12 protein-coding genes are annotated in these 15,250 nt (G+C 39.1%); 9 read left to right on the top strand and 3 right to left on the bottom strand.

The features are described 5' to 3' along the window. Positions 1-23: 23 nt before the first annotated feature. Positions 24-695 carry a MarR family winged helix-turn-helix transcriptional regulator gene (locus ABDJ41_RS09475; RefSeq protein WP_349785724.1) on the bottom strand — a complete coding sequence of 224 codons (672 nt, stop codon included), beginning with the start codon at positions 693-695 and terminating at the stop codon, positions 24-26. A 183-nt stretch (positions 696-878) separates the two neighbouring features. Here ABDJ41_RS09475 and folE point away from each other — a divergent pair, with 183 nt between their 5' ends. The 6 genes from folE to ABDJ41_RS09445 are packed head-to-tail and all read left to right on the top strand — an operon-like array spanning position 879 to position 7,069. Further along, positions 879-1,541: a GTP cyclohydrolase I FolE gene (folE, locus tag ABDJ41_RS09470; RefSeq protein ID WP_349785723.1), complete on the top strand. Its 663-nt coding sequence runs from the start codon at positions 879-881 to the stop codon at positions 1,539-1,541. After that, on the top strand, positions 1,538-2,257 hold the full coding sequence (locus ABDJ41_RS09465; protein WP_349785722.1) for an SDR family NAD(P)-dependent oxidoreductase: 720 nt from the start codon (positions 1,538-1,540) through the stop codon (positions 2,255-2,257). The genes folE and ABDJ41_RS09465 overlap by 4 nt, the downstream gene beginning before the upstream one ends. 1 nt (position 2,258) lies before the next feature. Next, positions 2,259-2,897: a flavin reductase family protein gene (locus ABDJ41_RS09460; RefSeq protein ID WP_349785721.1), complete on the top strand. Its 639-nt coding sequence runs from the start codon at positions 2,259-2,261 to the stop codon at positions 2,895-2,897. A gap of 4 nt (positions 2,898-2,901) precedes the next feature. Beyond that, positions 2,902-3,510 carry an FAD-dependent oxidoreductase gene (locus tag ABDJ41_RS09455; RefSeq protein WP_349785720.1) on the top strand — a complete coding sequence of 203 codons (609 nt, stop codon included), beginning with the start codon at positions 2,902-2,904 and terminating at the stop codon, positions 3,508-3,510. An 8-nt stretch (positions 3,511-3,518) separates the two neighbouring features. Beyond that, positions 3,519-4,586 carry an oxygenase MpaB family protein gene (locus tag ABDJ41_RS09450; RefSeq protein ID WP_349785719.1) on the top strand — a complete coding sequence of 356 codons (1,068 nt, stop codon included), beginning with the start codon at positions 3,519-3,521 and terminating at the stop codon, positions 4,584-4,586. 47 nt (positions 4,587-4,633) lie between these two features. Next, a complete protein-coding gene (locus ABDJ41_RS09445; protein ID WP_349785718.1) occupies positions 4,634-7,069 on the top strand; it encodes a TonB-dependent receptor in 2,436 nt (811 codons plus the stop codon). A 516-nt stretch (positions 7,070-7,585) separates the two neighbouring features. Here the strand turns inward: ABDJ41_RS09445 and ABDJ41_RS09440 are convergent. Both ABDJ41_RS09440 and ABDJ41_RS09435 read right to left on the bottom strand, forming a co-directional pair. After that, positions 7,586-8,632, bottom strand: a complete 1,047-nt coding sequence (locus tag ABDJ41_RS09440) for an endonuclease/exonuclease/phosphatase family protein (protein WP_349785717.1) — start codon at positions 8,630-8,632, stop codon at positions 7,586-7,588. A 101-nt stretch (positions 8,633-8,733) separates the two neighbouring features. Beyond that, positions 8,734-9,147: a hypothetical protein gene (locus ABDJ41_RS09435; RefSeq protein WP_349785715.1), complete on the bottom strand. Its 414-nt coding sequence runs from the start codon at positions 9,145-9,147 to the stop codon at positions 8,734-8,736. A gap of 733 nt (positions 9,148-9,880) precedes the next feature. Here ABDJ41_RS09435 and ABDJ41_RS09430 point away from each other — a divergent pair. The 3 genes from ABDJ41_RS09430 to ABDJ41_RS09420 all read left to right on the top strand — a co-directional run bounded on the left by ABDJ41_RS09430 (position 9,881) and on the right by ABDJ41_RS09420 (position 15,243). Beyond that, positions 9,881-10,435, top strand: coding sequence for an RNA polymerase sigma factor (locus tag ABDJ41_RS09430; protein WP_349785714.1), 555 nt, complete (start codon positions 9,881-9,883; stop codon positions 10,433-10,435). A gap of 76 nt (positions 10,436-10,511) precedes the next feature. Further along, positions 10,512-11,711 carry a FecR family protein gene (locus tag ABDJ41_RS09425; RefSeq protein ID WP_349785713.1) on the top strand — a complete coding sequence of 400 codons (1,200 nt, stop codon included), beginning with the start codon at positions 10,512-10,514 and terminating at the stop codon, positions 11,709-11,711. Positions 11,712-11,874: 163 nt separating this feature from the next. Continuing rightward, complete coding sequence (locus ABDJ41_RS09420; protein ID WP_349785712.1) at positions 11,875-15,243, top strand: SusC/RagA family TonB-linked outer membrane protein; 3,369 nt, start codon at positions 11,875-11,877, stop codon at positions 15,241-15,243. Positions 15,244-15,250: the final 7 nt, after the last annotated feature.

Below are 15,250 nucleotides of genomic sequence, written 5' to 3'. Positions count from 1 at the left end.
GGAGTTTTATTTATGGACTAGCTTTAATTGTTTTTTATTAAAAAATTATTGTAAGCGATAGAGATCAGCTGATTGGGCTCTATATTTTCAGCATAGATAGTTTGATGAAAGCGATCCAATTTCTGAAGTATTTTAATCAATTTTATTTTTTCAGTATCGCTGAGGTTTCCGGTAACAATTTGACTGGCTTGCTTTATTTTTCCCATAATCTCTTCCAGTGCTTCAGTTCCTTTAGCTGTAATCGAAATGATTTTACTTCTTTTATCTGCTATAGAATCACTTTGTTGTATCCAGCCTTGCCCAATCAGTCGGTTGATAATCTGCATACCTACAGGTTTGTCCTGGATGTTCTTTTTAATCAACTCTGTTTTTGTCATCGACCCAAAGGCTTTTAGGTTAATTAAATATATAAAATCTTCTTGAGTGCTGAATGCCGAATCATATATGGCGGATTTGGAGTAGGTTTTTGCGTATCTGTTAAGGTGAACAATTAAGGTATTGATCTCGCTTTCCAGACTTCGGCCATTTTCCTTTCCATCCCAATCCAGCTCATTGTACAAATGCGCTGTTTCTCTTTCATCATCATGAATCCAACGTTTAAATCCAGTCAGGTTTTTTGTATAAGATTTGGAATCTACCGTTGTGTCAAATTTTTCAATAAGGTCAATAACCTGTTTAATTAGTTGATAGTTCATGATGAAATGATTTGATTTTAGTTTACAAATATACTATAATATCAAATATTAGTATTATTAAAAACTAAATAATACTTTTGTATACTAGTTTTAGTATATAATTGTACTAATGTTTATTGCATTAAAATTTTCAATATCGAGTTGCAACAGATTTCAATATCACATATTAAACTATGATTTTCAATGAATAATAATCACAATATCCAAATAACAGCTGACCTTGAAGCGGTTGTAAATGCGTCTTTCTACGATACCCCAATGCGGGTTGATGCATTTGAATTAGATGACGATGCTAAAATCGAGTTGATTCAAAAGCACTTTGCAGCTATTATGCACGCACTCGGTCTTGATCTGTGCGATGATAGCCTAAAGGATACGCCCAGAAGAGTCGCAAAAATGTATGTCAAAGAAATATTCAGGGGGCTTAATCCGGAAAACAAGCCGGTTGCCACATTGTTTAGCAATCCGTTTAGCTACAACCAAATGCTGGTTGAGAGAAATATCAGTGTTTATAGCAATTGTGAACATCATTTTGTTCCCATAGTTGGTAAAGCCCATGTTGCTTATTTTAGTAATGGGCAAGTGATTGGCTTGTCTAAATTGAACCGGATTGTACAGTATTGTTCACAACGTCCACAAATACAAGAAAGACTCACCAAGCAGATCGCCAACATGATAAAAGAATCGCTCGGAACAGAAGATGTGGCAGTGATTGTTGATGCCCATCACCATTGTGTTTCCAGTCGTGGGATAAGAGATACCGGTAGCAGTACATTAACAGCTGAGTACTGTGGCCGTTTTTTGGATCCTGATGTAAAAAATGATTTTTTAAAACATATAGGATGATGAATTTTGAGGGAAAAAATATATTAGTTGTCGGTGGGAGTTCTGGTATAGGGCTTTCGTTGGTCAGGTTACTGGTTATGAATGGCGCAACTGTGTATAACATATCCAGAACTAAGAATGCCAATTGGCCTGAAGGTATTATGCACCTTTCGCTGGATGTTCTTGGAGATGTTAGGGCTATTGCAGACTTTCTTCCTGAGCATTTACATGGTTTGGTGTATTCGGTGGGTAGCATTAACCTGAAGCCATTTGCCAGGTTAACTGATGAAGATTTTCTAAATGATTACAGGATCAATGTATTGGGCGCGGCTAAGGTAATTCAGCAAGCTATGAAAGCACTTAAAGCAGCAAAAACGGCCTCGATTGTGCTCATCAGTTCGGTTGCAGCACGCTCGGGCATGAGTTTTCATGGCAGTATAGCCGCGGCAAAGGGGGCAGTTGAAAGTATGGCGCTTTCACTTGCTGCCGAACTTGCAACCAGCCACATCCGCGTCAATGTGGTGGCACCTTCACTCACCGACACACCACTTTCACAAAATCTTTTGAATACCACTGAGCGAAGGGAAGCTGCAAATAAACGCCATCCTCTGGGTAGGCATGGTTTACCGGAAGATATTAGTTCTGCGATTGCTTTCCTGCTAGCTGATGAATCCAGCTGGATGACAGCCCAGATTATAGGTATTGACGGAGGTTTGGGAAAATTAAAGACAAATTAAGATGATAGGAATCAAAAGTAGTCACATTTCTGAAATGGAAAAACACTACAGGATCAGTCTGATCAATAGCTTGATTGGTTATAAATCGCTCAATCTATTGGGGACCATTAGTAATGATGGCGTTACCAATTTGAGTTTAATTAGTTCCGCTTTTCATCTCGGGGCGAATCCTCCACTTTTAGGGATGGTGATCAGACCTGAACGTGAACATAACGATACACTTAGCAACATTAAGTCAATTGGGCAATATACTTTAAACAATGTATTGCCCCAATGGTATAAGCAGGCGCATCAAACCAGTGCAAGCTATCCTTCCGGTGTGTCGGAATTTGATTGCCGTGGGTTTAAAAAACATTACGTAGCTGGTTTTAAGGCGCCATTTGTCTTTGAATCTACAGTCCGGATTGGCCTGGAACTCGTTGAGATGATCGACATTGAAATCAATGGTACAACGATCGTTATCGGCGAAATTGTTCAAATATTAACTGATAATTTCCTTATTGAAGAAGATGGCAATCTGGATCATGTCAAGGCCGAAACAATGACCGTTTGTGGTTTGGATAGCTACTTTCTTCCCGAGATTGTCGGCCGGTTAGCTTATGCGAAACCAGGAAAGGAACCTCAAGAATTAATAAGGTAAATGCATGAAGAATGAGGATGCGGATGTGATTATCATTGGCGCGGGATTAGCCGGCCTTACCGCTGCCAAAGTTTTAAAGGCAGCAGGTAAATCGATTAAGCTATTGGAAGCCTCCGATAAAGTAGGTGGGCGTATTAAAACAGACGAAGTGAATGGGTTTTTGCTTGACAGGGGATTCCAGGTTTTGCTTGGGCTAAAAAGGCCATATGAGCAACCACTTATTGCTTTAAATGCGTTACCTGGAAGACTGGTTAACAATGTGGCTGTTATGGATCGAATTTCTCCAGACTACGCAAAAAATACTGATGCGTTAATTTCGCTATCGCTTATAGGTGATCATTCAAAAGACAGTCAAGCAGAATTGCAGTGCAAGGTGATTAATGAAATGAAATTTTGGTATCCTGAGGCGATTAGCTGGAAGCATCTTAGGACTTATCACATACCTTACGCCTTACCTAATGATGATACAGTAGACAATGATATAGATCAAACGTCCATGCGGTTGACGGAGAATTGTTTCATTTGTGGTGATCATTTGCTGAATGGTTCCATTAATGCGGCTATGAAAAGTGGCAGACTGGCAGCCGAAGCTATTATAAATCACATGAGTTAAAGATGAGTATGCAAAGGATATATGACAATGAGCTATTAGCTTCTAAAAGGCTAGTGGGTGACCCGCCGGCAGATCAATTTGTCCGGCAGGTTTTTTCTGATCCTCAAAAAAAACTGCAATTGCAACAATGGATGACTGTAAAGTCAGAAAATGGTCAATTAAGATTACTGCAGGAGATGTTCCCAGATATTGAATTTATCAATAATGCAGGAGACTTGCCAGCCTGGGCGGAGTTAAAGTTAATGAAGGCAGGGGCAGCTTTTTTTGCGAGGCATTCAGAAATCATTATGAGTCTGTTGGGATTGCTTTCCTTGCCCTATTGTTATACAGCTGCAAATGGGGCTATGGTTCTGTATCAGTCAGAACTGATACGTAAGCAAACCACAAAGCGTCTTTATGATACGGCGATTTTTGTATGGGAAGTGATGGGACCCGATGCTTTTGGCAAGGAGGGACGTGCCTATGAAGAGATTTTAAAAGTACGCATCATGCATGCTGCTGTTCGTTATTATACGCTTCAACGCGGCAACTGGGACGATGCATGGGGGATACCCATTAATCAGGAAGATATGGCAGGTACTAATCTTTCTTTTTCACTGATCGTGATCAGAGGTTTGCGGATGCTGGGGTTCAGTGTTAGCCAAACGGATCAACATGCTTTTATGCATACCTGGGCTGTTGTTGGTTATCTCACGGGATTAAACCAAGATATGATTCCCCAAAACATAAAGTTTGCCCAGCAACTTGATCATATGATTAAAAAACGACAATTCCGAATGTCAACGCATGGGCAAGAGCTCACGCGTTCACTTATTGATCATATTTTGAAAGTGAACAAGAGCAAAGCTTCCGCCGATGATATCCTGGGTTTAATGCGCTATTTGCTTGGGAAAGAAATTGCAGATATGCTGGACATTAAGGTAAGCGAACTGCCAGCTTATAAGTTGCTATTGATAAGGGTGATCAGTTTTTTGAAAAGCATTAAGCCAAACGTCGATAATAATGGGAAATACTATAAAGCGTATGCAGCTTTCAAAATCCAACAACCAGAATTAATAAAAGAAGCCAAGGCTTAAACTTATATATTTGAAAACTATTTTAATAACGCTTAAAAACTTTGAAATTGACACTTAGATATCTCTTAATCATAGCAGCTTTGTTTGCTTTTAATCCTGTGTTTTCCCAGCAAAAGGGTTTAATAACAGGTACTGTACAGGATTTAAATACGGGGAAAGTACTTTCTGGGGCTACAATTAGCGTTGATGGTTTTTCCATAAGTTCCTTGAGCGACTCTACGGGGCAGTTCCGCATGAGTGTTCCAGTGGGGACTTATAAAGTTTCTGCCAGTAATATTGGGTATATAACCCAGTTGAAATATAATATTGTGGTGGGTAGCGGTAGTCCGCAATTGGTTAATTTTGATCTTCAGCCACAATTGACTAGTTTAAAAGAAGTTAATATCAGTTTTAGTAAAGGGAAGTCTGCTGTGGCCACTGACATGGTGACGCCTTTATCTGTGCAGCAATTGACAACAGAGGAAATAAAAAGTAGCCCGGGTGGCAACTTTGATGTGTCTAAAGTTGTGCAGACGCTTCCGGGAGTGGGCATCAGTAATGGTGTGGGTGAGCGGAACGATATCATTATCAGGGGTGGCGCTCCAAATGAAAATGTGTATTACCTTGATGGGATAGAGATACCGGTACTCAACCATTTTCAAACCCAAGGTAGTTCCGGAGGTGCTCAGGGTATCCTGAATGTTTCTTTTATTGAGAGCTTAAAACTGAGTTCCTCGGCTTTTGATTCCAGATATGACAATCCGCTGGCCTCGACTTTTGTGATTAAGCAGAGGGAGGGGAATTCAGAAAGACTGTCTGGTAATGCAAGGGTTAGTTTTACGGAAACTGCGCTTACTTTAGAAGGCCCTTTGTCAAAAAATACGACCTTTCTGGCTTCTGCAAGAAAATCTTATCTCAGCTTTTTATTTAAATTGATTGATTTACCTATCCGTCCTGATTTTGATGATTTTCAATATAAGGTAACGCATAAATTTAATGCTAGAACCAAAATTACGGCTATAGGTCTCGGTGCTATTGACCGTTTTAGTTTTGCCCCAACAAAAAAGTCAACCTTGGAAAATACCTATGTGCTACGTTCTACACCCTATATCAATCAGTGGAACTATACAGCCGGTTTTAACTTAAACCATCAGATTGAAAATGGTTATTTGAACTTTACGCTCAGTCGAAATGTTTTTGACAATAGTCTGGATAAATTCGAGGACGAACTTCAGGAGGAAAGTAAAAGGAGTCTGAAGGTTCAATCTCAGGAAAGCGAAAATAAGTTCCGTTTTGATATCAATAAATTTGTGAATGGCTGGAAGTTGTCTGCCGGATTGATGGCTCAATTGGTTGCCTACAAAACAGCGTTGTTTAATAAGGTTTCCAATGAAATCATCAATGCTCAGGGCGATGTGGTAGTGCCGGAAAAGGTAATAAGATTCAATAATGATATAGACTTTTGGAAATATGGTTTGTTTTTTCAGTCTTCAAAGAACCTGTTCAATGAAAAGTTACTATTTTCTGCTGGTATCCGCTCTGACCTGAATAGCTTCACAAAGGAAGGGAGTAATCCGTTAAAAACTCTTTCTCCACGGTTGTCTTTAGCCTATCACCTGAGCTCGAAATGGGACATTAGCGCGTCGGTGGGCACGTATTTTAAGATGCCGACCTATACCATGCTGGGGTATCTGGACAATAGTGGGGCAGCGGTGAATAAAAATATGGACTACATCCAGTCTACGCACTATGTGCTTGGAACCCAGTTTTTGCCTCGAAATGATCTGAGGTTTACTTTAGAGACTTTTTATAAGCGGTACAGCAATTATCCGGTTTCGGTAGCCAATGGTACCTCCCTGGCTAATCAGGGCGCAGAATATGCTTCTGTGGGCAGTGAGGAGGTCCTGAGTGTGGGGGATGGGGAAACTTATGGTGTAGAACTTTTTGTGCAGCAAAAGCTGGTTCGTAACTTTTTTTATGTGGCCAGTTATTCTTATGTAGTCAGCAAATTTTCCGGTTTGAATGAGCAACTGATCTCCTCCTCATGGGATAACCGACATTTATTGTCACTTACTTTAGGCTATAAGTTAAAACGTAACTGGGATTTAGGCTTGAAGTACCGCTATACGGGAGGATCGCCATATACGCCATTTGATTTACAGGCTTCCCAGCAAAACTATTTAACGCTGGGAACCGGAATAACAGATTACAGCCGGTTAAATAGTGAAAGGTTATCTCCGTTCAGTCAGTTAGATTTTCGCGTGGATAAACGGATAAATTTCAGAAAAACTGCATTGAATTTATATGTTGATATCCAGAATATCCTGAAAAATCAAAATGATAGTTTTCCAAAATATACTTTTAAAAGAACAGAAGACAATAGCAGTTTCTTAACGACAGATGGGCAGTCTTTACAAACTAATGGTTCAAATGCGATTCCCTTTATCTTAAATACTAAATCGGGAAACCTGATCCCTTCTTTTGGTGTGATACTTGAGTTCTAGTGTGGATAGGGGATATGTTGCAGAAATTAGATAAACAAATGACAAGCTATAGCAGGACGAGACAAGAATCTCCATTATAATACCAGAAAGAGTCTAAACTAGTATGTTGCTAAGTGGAAGATAAAGCATTAGCATTTAAAGTATAGAATGGGTTGCCCTGTTCCAGCATAATTTACATAAATATAGACAACCCACTTTATATTATTTAAAGGTTTTTAACCAGCTCAACAAATTCTCATTGTCAACCCAGACAGGTATCTCTTTGTCTACTAGATCTACGTAGGCATTTTCTATTGCTTCGCGTTTTTGTTTAGAATCTGCTCTAGCATAGATTTCTGTAGTTGTTACTGACGTGTGTCCAAGAATTGGAGATTCTGTTGAAGTTCTCGGAATATACACCCTAGGAGACTGGATGTTTATATTGGTGTTTTTGTGCCGGAGTTTATGTGTTGTATATTCCAGGTGACTAGTTAAGAGTTAACATTGGTTGTGTAGATATCTTTTGATACTGTGATTTTAAGTGTCTGCCTGCTTTTTTTCGAGAGCTATTTCCTTGTCTTCAGCTGTGACTTCCATGCTTTCCTGCTGATGTTTTGCTGTGGGCTCGTATTGTAAGGCGATGTAGATGGGGAAATGGTCTGAATCAAAATTATTTAATCGTTTCATGCTGTTGAGTTTAAAGTCTGTGGAAATAAATGCGTGGTCTAAGGGGAAACGCATAATTGGGTAATGGGCATGAAATGAGTTGTAGAATCCCCGCCCTCTTCTTGGATCGAGCAATCCGCTCATTTTTAAAAATAATTCGGTGGTATAGCTCCAGGCTACGTCATTCATGTCTCCGATCACGATGACCGGATCTTTTGATGCTTTGGCTAGGTCGGCAACAAGCAGGAGTTCCTTGTCGCGCTCAGTTGATCTGGGGTTTTCATTGGGTACCGGTGGCGTGGGATGCAGGGCGTATAATTGTAGGAGCTGTCCACTGGGGAGTTTGATTTTTGTATGAATAGAAGGGATGTCTTTTTCTACCAGGAATTTTATTTCGGTGTCAATTAATTCATATCGGGAGTAAAGCAGCATTCCATAGGTGTTTTCTAGAGGCAGACGTTTATGGAAGGGATGTGTTTTTTCCAGGCTGAGGGTTTGCTGTTCCCACATTTTATTGGTCTCCAGCAGCAGTATTATATCTGCCTGGTTTTTACTGAGCTCGTCAATACAGCTTTTATAGTTGGTGTTTTCCTGGTATACATTGGCGATGATAATGCTGATGCTTTGATCAGGGATTTGTTTTGTTATTTGTAGGATATGTTTTTTGCTTAATGGGGTGAAAGGAATAATCTGGTAGGCCAGGAAAATCAGATTTATGGACAGTAAAGCCATCAAAATATACTGTATGGTTGCTCCGTTGTAAAATACTGTGACCAGGATCAGGGTCAGGATGGTGGCTACGAATTTCTGTAGTCTGGGATAATCGAATACTCTGAATGTCCAATAATCGTGTCTGATGACTGAGAGCAGGGAGAATGTCAGTAAAAGGGAGCTAAGTACGATTAAAAAAATGTTCATCTATGAATTGGTTTAGGACAAATCGATCTTGCTGATGAACAATCATTATGCCTAGTTTATTTAAAGGGTGAATTTGAGATTTCACGGTTTGTATTGATCAATTATATTTCCGCTTGTTCAGGAATGTCCTTTACAAAGGCTTGGTGTTCACCCATAGTAAAACAGCGTTCAAATACGCAGTACCAGATCCAGCCATTTTTATCCGTATGTACGCTGGTAAAGAACTTTGGGTTGATGCCAGACTGAATGATGTCTTCCCGACCATTAAATTTTATCATGTCATTTTCCACCAGTTGATTACGATATGATTTTTTTAGGATTTCATAGTTTTTCCAGATGATGTTTATGATCTCAGTTGCATTTTTATGGGGTACCATCTTTTCCGCTTTTCGCTTTTTTCTGTTGAAGTTGTTCCTGCAGGTGTCATTGCAAAACCTTTGGTCACTGCGGCTGTGTAGGGTTTTACCGCAGTCTTCACAGCATTTCGATGGGTTTTCTATTTCGTTGTTGATCATTGTGTTACGATTTAGTCATTACAAATAACTGATTTTATCCCGTAAATTCTAATCGAAAATAGTCCGGTAAAGGGTACACGAAACCGTCTTTAATTAAGTTTAAAGACGGTTTTTGATTTTAGGATACGGAATAGTTACGGTTATTGCTGTTTCTGGCTCAAAATTCTAATATCCTGTTAATTCTTTTTTACTCTTGCGGATAATATCTCTATTTCAGCTCGCAATTCCCTGGTGTCAGTTATTAAAGTCTTATCTTCTTTTCTATATTCCATCTTTTCGTCTCCTCCAGCAACTATATAGGTTGGAGATATATTAAATTTTAAGAATAGATATTTTAAGAAGTATGTAGCTCCCTGGTTTCGAAAGATATCTATCAATTTGCAGCTGATCAAACTGGAACCTCGACGAAGTTCGACGTACTAGATAAGGCTGTTATTGCCTACAGCAAAGTTGGGAATATTTATGATGCTATATACAGACAGAAAAAAGTAGTTGTGCGAATTGCAATAACTTTCAATGAGCCATGCTTAACATTTCCTTAATAAGATTTCCATCCCGGTTTAAATTTCTGTCTCTATCTTTGCCGCATTGTATCTTATAGGTTAAGTTCTAATGTTGGAAATGGTAATATTATAAGATAAAAATTATTATAATTGTTTTTACGTGCGGACTGAGCTTGCTTGCTTGCCAGCGACAAAAACATTAAAAAGGTACAGTTAGATATTTGTTTGTTATGGGAGAAATTTCTGAAAAGGATTTTATCGGTTTTCAAAATGGAAATGAACAGGTGTTTAAACAAATATTTGAGCAATATTGGCGAACAGTTTTTAATTATGCCAATGGTTTTTGTAAAAATAGAGACGATGCTGAAGAAGTAACACAAGAAACTTTCACTAAATTGTTTTTATATCGTAAGCGTATCGCTGATGAGCAAAGTCTGCTTCCTTTTCTTTTTGCGGTATCCAAAAGGATAGCTATATCATTTTTTAGAAAAAAAATAATTCGGGAAAACAGTGTCGCTGACATTCAGTTATCCATCGAAACTGTTTCCTATAATACCAAAGAGACAATCCTCAACAATGAGTTGAATAATGCCCTGGAAAAGATAATCGCCGAATTGCCAATTCAGCAACAAAAGGTGTTTGTACTCAATAAAATGGAAGATCTCTCTTACCAGGAAATAGCTGACGAACTTGGAATTTCTAAAAATACGGTAAAGAACCATCTCATCGTAGCTTCTAAGACTGTCCGAATCAAGCTTCAGAAACTACTCTATATCTTTTTCTAGTTTTTTTCAATTATTTGAATTCTCACTAGTCCATTTTCCGGGATGAAACGATTAGCTAGAAAGAACATCAAGCAAATTGAATAAGGAAAGACTATTATATCTGATAAGACAGTACCGTGAAAATCGTTGTACTCCGATTGAGCAGAAGGAACTGTATGAACTTATCTCAGAATCCGGTGTAGAAGAAAGTATACTGCAAGTATGGGACCAATTGCATGGACCAACTGTTACATCGCTATCTGAAGGGGATGGTAAACGGCTATATCAAAAAATTATTGGTAGCCCTTCAGTGCAAAAAGATCTTAGATACCCAATCAAGTTTAAAACCAGGTTTAAATATTTAACGGCTGCTGCAGCAGTGCTAGCTGTCTTATGTGGAGCTTATGCTCTTCTCTTCTTTAAATCGCCAAAGACAACAGCTGAATATGCGGTGCAACAGGTGGATACCACTATCGTACCAGGGAGCAAAAAAGCACAAATTATATTTGAAGACGGACGCGCTGTCAACTTAGCCGAACTCTCCCCTGTGGATACCATACATACGGGTAATTATTTCGTATTGAAACAGGGGGGAGGTGAGGTTTCTTACCATAACAATGAAAGTATCGCAGACAGAAGCATTGAGACTTACAATATTCTGGTGACTCCTCTGGGTGGGGAGTATGCTGTAATACTAGCTGATGGTACCAAAGTGTGGTTAAATGCGAATTCAAAACTAAAGTACCCAACTCGATTTACTACAACACAACGTACCGTGGAGCTTGAGGGAGAAGCTTATTTCGAAGTAGCTCGTATGAAGAAGGAAGGAAAGAGAATCCCATTTTATGTCAAATCAAGATCTCAAACTGTAGCGGTACTTGGGACTGAATTCAACATAAACAGTTTTGGTGACCAAATAACTACAACTTTGGTGGAGGGAAAGGTGGCTTTGACTCATCATTCACAATCGGCGAAGCATTTACTCGCACCTAATGATCAGATTATTTATAAAGAAAACACACATACCTACGAGAAAAAGAAAGTAGATCCTTACTATTTTACCGCCTGGAAGGATGGGGCCTTTGCATTTGACAATACTCCATTGACATTGGTCATGGAAGATATTGCTCGATGGTACAATGTACAGATTGACTATGAGAGTGATGTTTCAGACGTTTATTTCTCTGGAAAAATTTCTAAGATGGAAAATATCAAAACTTTATTACAGACTATTCAGTGGACTGGTTCTGTCAAATTCAAAATCAACGGAAGGAGGATCGCTGTTAGAGAGTATTAAAAAATAACAGGGATGTTACCAGCATCCCTGTAGGGTCTTACATAGACCTCCGATTGAGAACTAACATGTTAAATTATTAATCAACCGAATACAAATGTATAAAAAAAAGCGGTTAGGTTTGCTATTATGCGCAGCTGACCGGACCAGTATCAAATCCGTATTAATGAAGTTATCATTAGCTGCACCCTTATTGCTCATGGCAACATTGCAAGCCCATGCATTTGCCTTTGGTCAAAAAATAACGCTTCAAAAGAAGAATGTCAAAGTTGACTTTGTTCTGAAGGAATTGCAAAAGCAGAGTGGACATAACATTCTCTTCGAACAGAAAATTATTCCTTTAGTCAGGATTAGCCCATCTTATCAGGATGCTCCACTTGAAGTGGTATTAAAAGATATATTGGAACCCCTGAATATTCAGTTTAGGATAAGCAATAAGAATATTGTGTTAAGCCAATCTCTTTTAGAAGAACAGACCAGAGTTGATAGAAATTCGACAAAGACACAGCGAATGATAAAAGGAAAAGTCCATGACAAAGAGGGCAAACCAATCTCAGGGGCATCTGTACAACTCAACAGTGGTACTTCTGGAGGGGTACTAACAGCAAAAGATGGTTCATTTTCAATCTTAGCAAAAGTTGGTGACAAGTTGACGCTAAGTTATATTGGAATGGAATCACTTACATTAACCATTGAGACAACAGAAGATCTGTCTATTACTATGCGTGACAAGGCCTATGAAATGGACGATGTGGTAGTTGTGGCTTTTGGGAAACAGAAAAAGGGGAATGTTGTTGGTTCTATAACTTCAGTAAAACCTGAAAACCTCAAAATTCCATCCAGCAATCTCACAACGGCCCTCGCTGGAAACGTGGCTGGTGTTATTGCTTATCAACGTAGTGGTGAACCAGGTCAGGATAATGCTGATTTCTTTGTACGTGGTATTACCACATTTGGCAACAATAATAAACCTTTAATCCTTATTGATGGTGTAGAGCTAACAACCACAGATTTAGCTAGACTACAACCGGATGATATCGCCAGCTTTTCAGTGATGAAGGATGCAACTGCTACGGCACTTTACGGTGCTAGAGGAGCCAATGGCGTTATACTGGTAAATACCAAAGAGGGAAAAGAAGGGGTAGCGAAGGTATCTTTAAGACTTGAACATTCTTCTTCGGCTCCTACACAAACGACAGAGATTGCGGATCCAATAACCTTTATGAAACTGAACAATGAGGCTGTTTTGACAAGAAACCCACTGGGTGAATTGCCGTATTCTCAGACAAAAATTGAAAATACCATATTGAGGAAATCTCCTGTTGCCTTCCCTACTAATGATTGGTCAGAATTATTACTTAAGGATCGAACGACTACATCCAGAGGAAATCTCAGTGTAAGTGGCGGTGGACCGATAGCTCGTTATTATGTTGCAACTTCATTTGCAAAGGATAACGGGATTTTGAAAGTCGACAAACGAAATAATTTCAATAGCAATATTGACAATACATACTATACGCTACGTTCAAATGTCAATGTGAACCTTACCAAAACAACAGAACTAATTGTGCGGTTGAGCGGTACATTTGATGATTATCAAGGCCCTTTACAAGGGGGGGCTGCAACATACAATATGATTATGCACTCCAATCCTGTAATGTTTCCAGCATTTTTTCCTGTGGATGAGAAAAATGCACATCTGCAACACATTATGTTTGGTAACTATGATAATCTTTACACTAATCCCTATGCTGAGACTGTGCGTGGATATAAAGAGAGATCTCGCTCACAGATTCTTGCCCAGATCGAAGTAGCACAGGACCTTTCTGCAATCACCAGAGGACTATCTATGCGAGGGATGTTTAATGTCTCTCGTTTGTCCCAATTTGCGGTTGCAAGATCATATAATCCTTATTATTATCAACTTTCTACCTATGATAACGCTACTAATCAATACAGTATAATCATGAATAGAGAAGGAACTGAATACCTGGGTTATTCAGAACCTAATAATGAGAAAGTAACTAATTCGAGTCTTTATTTTCAGAGTACCTTAAATTATAGTCGGCTATTCGCAGAAAAACACCAGGTGAATGGACTATTAGTAGGCATATTGCGAGAAGAACTGAATGCTAATACAGGTAGTTTGCAACTTTCACTTCCATCACGTAACCTTGGGGTTTCGGGAAGAGCAACCTATGCCTATGATAACCGTTATTTTGCAGAGTTTAACTTTGGATATAACGGATCTGAAAGGTTTGCTAAAAATAAGAGATATGGTTTTTTCCCTTCAATAGGGGGAGCCTGGTATGTCTCAAACGAGAAATTCTGGGAAGAGCTCCGCCCTATATTTTCAAAGGTTAAGTTTCGTGGATCCTACGGTTTAGTTGGTAATGATAATATTGGTAGCGCAGCAGATAGGTTCTTTTATCTCTCGGAAGTGAATATGAACAATGCCGGTAGAGCTGCCTATTTTGGTCAAAACATGAACAGTAGCTTAAATGGTATTTCAATATCTAGGTATGCTAACCCTGAGATTAGCTGGGAAATATCACGCAAGAGAGATTTAGCCTTAGAAATAGGGTTATTTGATAAAGTAAACCTAGTAACCGAATACTTCACTGAAAAGCGTGAAAAAATACTTATGAGTAGGTCATCTATACCTAGTACTATGGGATTGCAGGCGGTACAACGTGCGAATGTAGGCGAAGCGAAAGGAAAAGGCATAGATGTAAGTCTGGATTACACACAGAACTGGAATTCAGGATTCTGGACATCCGCCCGCGCTAATTTCACCTATGCACGAGGTACCTATAATGTATATGAAGAGCCTGCATATGAGAATGAACCATGGCGCTCGCGAGTGGGGCACTCTATCAACCAACAATGGGGGTATGTCGCTGAGCGACTGTTTGTGGATGATAATGAAGCTTTTAATTCACCGATTCAGCAAATAGGTAATTCTAAATATGGTGGGGGGGATGTCAAATATACGGATATCAATAAAGATGGAAAAATAAATGATTTAGATCGCGTTGCGATAGGTAATCCTACCGTACCTGAAATTGTTTATGGTTTTGGTCTATCAATGGGATATAAGCAGTTTGATATCTCTGCATTCTTTCAGGGAGTCGCAAACCAATCCTTTTGGATCGATGCAGGTAATACAAGCCCTTTTCAAAATGAGACCCAGTTGCTGAAGGCTTATGCAGACAATTACTGGAGTGAGGAGACGCAAAATATCTACGCACTTTGGCCACGATTAAGTACTGAAATAAATAGCAATAACGTGCCCCGTAATACTTGGTTTATGAGAGACGGAACATTTCTCCGATTAAAACAAGTAGAAATAGGGTACACCCTTTCGGATAAGATGAAACAAAGGTTAAAGGCTAAGAATCTTCGTATTTACTTAAGTGGAACTAATCTTCTACTGTTTAGTAAATTCAAACTATGGGATATTGAAATGGCTGGGAATGGACTTGGATATCCTTTACAGCGCGTGTTCAATGCTGGCATCAATGTTCAATTTTAAATCACCA

The organism is Pedobacter sp. ASV1-7, from assembly GCF_040203335.1.
In the GTDB taxonomy this organism is placed as follows: domain Bacteria; phylum Bacteroidota; class Bacteroidia; order Sphingobacteriales; family Sphingobacteriaceae; genus Pedobacter.
Note: the sequence above shows the minus strand (reverse complement) of the source record. Positions and strands in the feature narration are given on the sequence as shown.